General features: G+C 48.3%; 4 protein-coding genes. 1 reads left to right on the top strand and 3 read right to left on the bottom strand.

Annotation, left to right across the window (positions count from 1 at the left end; translation table 11 throughout):
- From GSO_RS00510 to GSO_RS00500, 3 genes are all read right to left on the bottom strand, one after another.
- Positions 1–825 (bottom strand): 3'-5' exoribonuclease YhaM family protein (locus GSO_RS00510; protein WP_010487848.1); only part of this gene is annotated, 825 nt, incomplete at its 3' end.
- Positions 826–1016: 191 nt separating this feature from the next.
- The gene (locus GSO_RS00505; protein ID WP_010487847.1) at positions 1017–1364 is read right to left on the bottom strand and encodes a YlbF family regulator; all 348 of its coding nucleotides are present in this window, start codon (positions 1362–1364) and stop codon (positions 1017–1019) included.
- Between the two features lie 22 nt (positions 1365–1386).
- Positions 1387–3429, bottom strand: coding sequence for a PBP1A family penicillin-binding protein (locus tag GSO_RS00500; protein ID WP_010487846.1), 2043 nt, complete (start codon positions 3427–3429; stop codon positions 1387–1389).
- 111 nt (positions 3430–3540) lie between these two features.
- Between GSO_RS00500 and GSO_RS00495 the strand changes: the two genes are divergently transcribed.
- A complete protein-coding gene (locus GSO_RS00495) occupies positions 3541–4371 on the top strand; it encodes an RluA family pseudouridine synthase (RefSeq protein ID WP_010487845.1) in 831 nt (276 codons plus the stop codon).
- Positions 4372–4456: the final 85 nt, after the last annotated feature.

Here is a 4456-nt window from a genome sequence, read left to right as displayed (position 1 = left end):
CAGCTCATGCAGCACTTGCGCCTCTAATAACTGCGGGCGAACCGGTGAGCCATATTCAAGCAATCCGTGATGGGCCAAAACCACATGCCGCAACAGCAACATATCTTCCCCATTGATGTCGATTTTAAGCTGGTGGGCAGCCAGCACAATTTGCTCGTCAATCAAGACAATGTGCCCGATTAAATTCCCGGGTACTGTGTAATCGGTCGAAATCGGTCCGCTTAATTCGATGGTTTTGCCTAAGTCATGCAAAATGGCCCCGGCGTATAGCAGACTTTTATTTAGACTCGAATACTGAGCGGTGACGCTTTTGGCCAACCGCAAGATACTCAACGTGTGAAACGCAAGCCCGCCAGCAAACGCGTGGTGATTCGACTTGGCAGCCGGATAGCTGAAGAATGCTTTTTTATGATCGTTAATCAATTTGCGGACGATGCGATTCCAGTTGGCGTTGGTGATCTCAAAAATAAAGCTATTCAGCTCTTCTTCCATGGCATTAGGCGCTTCCGGTGCCCGCTCGACAAAATTCTTGGGATCGTTGCCCTCCTCCTGTGTTGCAAGGCGCATTGAATAAATCTTGATTTGCGGATTACCTTGGTATAGTTCACGTTTCCCGGATAGCTGAACCACCTCACCCGCTTTAAACTGGGCAATATCATTAGCGGTGGCATCCCAGAACTTCCCAGAAATATGGCCGGAGTTATCCTGGAAAATCATCGCAATAAATTTTTTGCCATTCTTGGCTACGCGAACTTCAGCCGATTTAATCAGCACGGGAAGCCGTACATCTTCTTCATTATGGTAATCAAAAAGCCGTTTTGCCACGGTTGTCACCTTTTCCTTTACTATACAAGCTAACTAAATCATACCGATGTCGGTCCTAAAGTACAAGGAAGGTCTCAATTGTTCATCGTGTGTCGCCAAAATAAAAAAGCCCAAGAGAGAACGCTCTCCGGAACTTTTTCTAGTGCAGGTTCCTAAACGGATTCAGCACTTACACTGACCCAGTTAACTGATTAAGGTTTGCTTTGATAAACATCAATAATCGGCTGGGAAATAATCTTATTCAGTTCGTCCATCATCTGTGACAGGCCTTGTTCCTTGGCCATCAGGTTTTGGATCGGTTGGATGTCGCGCATCTTGTCGCCAAGTGCCTGCAGCGATTTCACTTCTTCATCCGTGAAATCCTGTCCCTGCATTGACTTTTGCTGCATCTCGTATTGCTTTTGCTGAAACTGTTGGAACAAGCCGTAAGCAACGGTGTCCAGCTTCAACAAGTCAAATGCCTTCTTGAGATCCTGAAATTCCTGAGTGGTCTTGATATCTTCCGCCATCTGATTAGCGGTGTCGTAAACGTTTGCCATACTTTACCTCACTTTTTTGAGCCTATTTGAACCAGCCCTTGATATTATCATACCATTTTCCCACAGTTTGCTTGGCACTGTCTATGCCTTTATCGATACCATCTTGAATTCCTTGCCAAATATCGTCATTTTTTTCTGGTGTCTGAATACTTGCCATTTGTGCCGCATCCTTGGTATCAAAGGCGGTTTGCGGGGTATTGGGCATTAATTTGGACATTTCAAGCTTGAACAACAGTGCTACGCCAGAAGTGCTTGTGCCCTGCAGGAAATGCTGACTGTCGGTTGTCGGATAACCGATCCAGGTCGCATTGACGATATCCGGCGTATACCCAACAACCCACTGATCTTTTGTACCATAGCCCCAACTACTTGGCACTTCGGTACTGCCGGTTTTTCCGGCAATGGTGTAGCCGGATGGTTTGGCCGTCGATCCGGTGCCTTCGTTGAACGTGCCAATCATCATGCTGGTCATTTCCTGCGCCACTTTTTTGGAGATGATCTGCCGGCTTGGCGGGTTCGAATTATCGACCACTGTCTGGCCCGTCGCGTCGACAATTTTGCGGATAAAATGGGTCGTCGGCAGCTTACCGCCGTTGGCAAACGCCGCATACGCCCGCGCTAACATGAGCGGGGACACCCCATTTTTCAAACCGCCAAGTGCCGCTGCCAGGTTCTGGTCGCTTGATTTGAGTTGAATGCCGAAACGATCAAGACTGGAAACGCCTTTTTGAACACCGATCTTGTTTAACAACCATACCGCCGGCGCATTAATCGAATCTGCCAGCGCCTTATACATCGGCACAGTGCCCAGATAAGTTCCCGTGGCATTGGTCGGCGTATATTGATTTTTGCCATAACTAAGCTTTTCGTCTTTCAAAATCGAATCGTAATGGTAGCCATTTTCCAATGCTGGCGTGTAAACCATCAGCGGCTTAATCGTCGAACCGGGTGAATTGCGCAGCTGGGTGGCATAGTTAAACCCTAAGAAGGTATGCTCACCGCGATTGCCCACGACTCCGCGCACACCACCGGTTTTGGGATCCAAGATGATGGAGGCACCTTGAACCTGTTTACCATCCGCAGCATCGGCCGGGAATGCCCAGTTCTGCTCAAAACTGGTTTGCAGGTTCTGCTGATACGTTTGATCTAAGTTCGTGTAAATCTTATAACCTTTGTTCAGAATGTCATCAACACTAATACCTTCACTCCGCGCTTCTTCAATAACCGAATCGAAATAAGACGGATATTTCTGCGCATTAGCCGTTGAAAAGGCATCGACAACCTGCACCGACTGGGCTTTAGCCGCATTGGCCTGAGCCTGGGTTAACTTATGGTTGTCGGCCATCAGTTGCAAAACAACGTTGCGTCGCGAAATGGCGTTGTCTTTATGGTCAGCAGGATTGTAGTAACTGGGATTCCGCAGCATCCCTGCTAAAATGGCCCCTTCACTGGCATCCAATTGACTGGCATTTTTGCCAAAATACCGTTTCGCCGCATCCTGCACGCCCCAAACACCATTGCCAAAATACGCATTGTTGAGATACATGGCAAGGATATCCTGCTTGGAGTAAACTTTATTTAGCTGAATGGCCATGAACAATTCCTGCGCCTTACGCATGATCGTCTGTTTCTGCGTCAATAACGTATTTTTCGCGAGCTGCTGGGTAATCGTACTACCACCACCCATAATCTGACCGTGGTGGATAACATAATTGAATGCAGACCGCAGAATCCCCTTAATCGAAAAACCGCCATTGGTATAAAAAGTTCGATCTTCCGTTGAGATCACCGCATTTTGAACCTGCTTACTAATGTCGTTTAACTCAACATAGGTCCCTTTTTGGCCATACAATGTCCCTGCTTCTTCATTGTTATCATCATAAATGACCGTTTTGGTTTGCAAGGTACTTTTAATATTTTGAACATCAGCGGTTTTGGCTTTATAAGTAAACCAGGCAGAGAACACCAAAATGACCGTTAGTCCGACTAAAATCAGCCAACGAATCACCTGAAACCGGCGGAAGAACCACCGAATGCCCTGCCAGACACGTGATAAAAATTCCATGCCTGCCCTCCTATTGTGAATCTTATTTATTGTAGCATAGCCAGGCGCTACCTAAATCCCGGCTTCAGGTTTTTAAGCAAACTTTATGGTCAAAGGAAACGAGGAAAACTTTTGTTATTTCAAACCATTGCCATTGCAAAAACGCATGCGAGTCTGCGTGATCAGCTTCAATCCTGGTTGATTCCCCGTAAACGGCAACATCAGATGCGCGTTGCTCGATCGATCCAGGTAAATGGGCATTATCGGCATTTTAACGAGCCAGTGGCCACCGGTGACCGTATCGCCATGACTTACGACGAACCGATTCGCCTGGCCTATGTGCTGGAAACGCCCCATCTCGATATCCGCTATGAAGATGACAACTTACTCATTGTCGACAAACCTGCTGGCATGAAAACCCATCCGAATCAACCTGGCGAAACCGGCACCTTGATGAATCAGGCTGCAGCGTATTTGGCCCCACAGCCGGCGCTGATCACCCACCGGCTCGATATGGCGACTAGCGGACTTTTAGTCATTGCCAAAAATCCGCTGGCACAAGCCATCATTAATCGGCAGCTGGCGACCAAAACCATGCACCGCGACTATCTTGCGGTGGTTCAGCGCGGCATCCCCAAAGAAGGCCATATTGACGCACCGATCGGCCATGATCCGCAAGACAAACGCAAGCGGATGATTCGTCTTGATGGTGCCCCGGCCGTCACCCATTACCAACGGATTGCGGAAACGGCGACAACTGCCACCGTTCTGCTTCGCCTGGAAACCGGCCGCACTCACCAGATCCGCGTCCATCTCGCCAGTATCGGCTATCCAATCATCGGTGATCCGCTATACGCATCGCCAAGTAACGAACCGCGGATGCGACTGCATGCCTATCGCGTTCGCCTCACAAAGCCGCTCAGTGACGAACCACTCACCGTCATTAGTCCGGTGCCGTTCTAGACAATCGATAGGGCTGAAAACCGTGGCTGGAGCATAATTCATGGCCAGATCATAAAAGCGAACGCATTTTCAAAATACTGAAATG

The sequence above is a fragment of the Lacticaseibacillus zeae DSM 20178 = KCTC 3804 genome (assembly GCF_000260435.1).
GTDB classification, from domain to species: domain Bacteria; phylum Bacillota; class Bacilli; order Lactobacillales; family Lactobacillaceae; genus Lacticaseibacillus; species Lacticaseibacillus zeae.
This window is presented reverse-complemented; position numbering and strand designations above follow the sequence as displayed.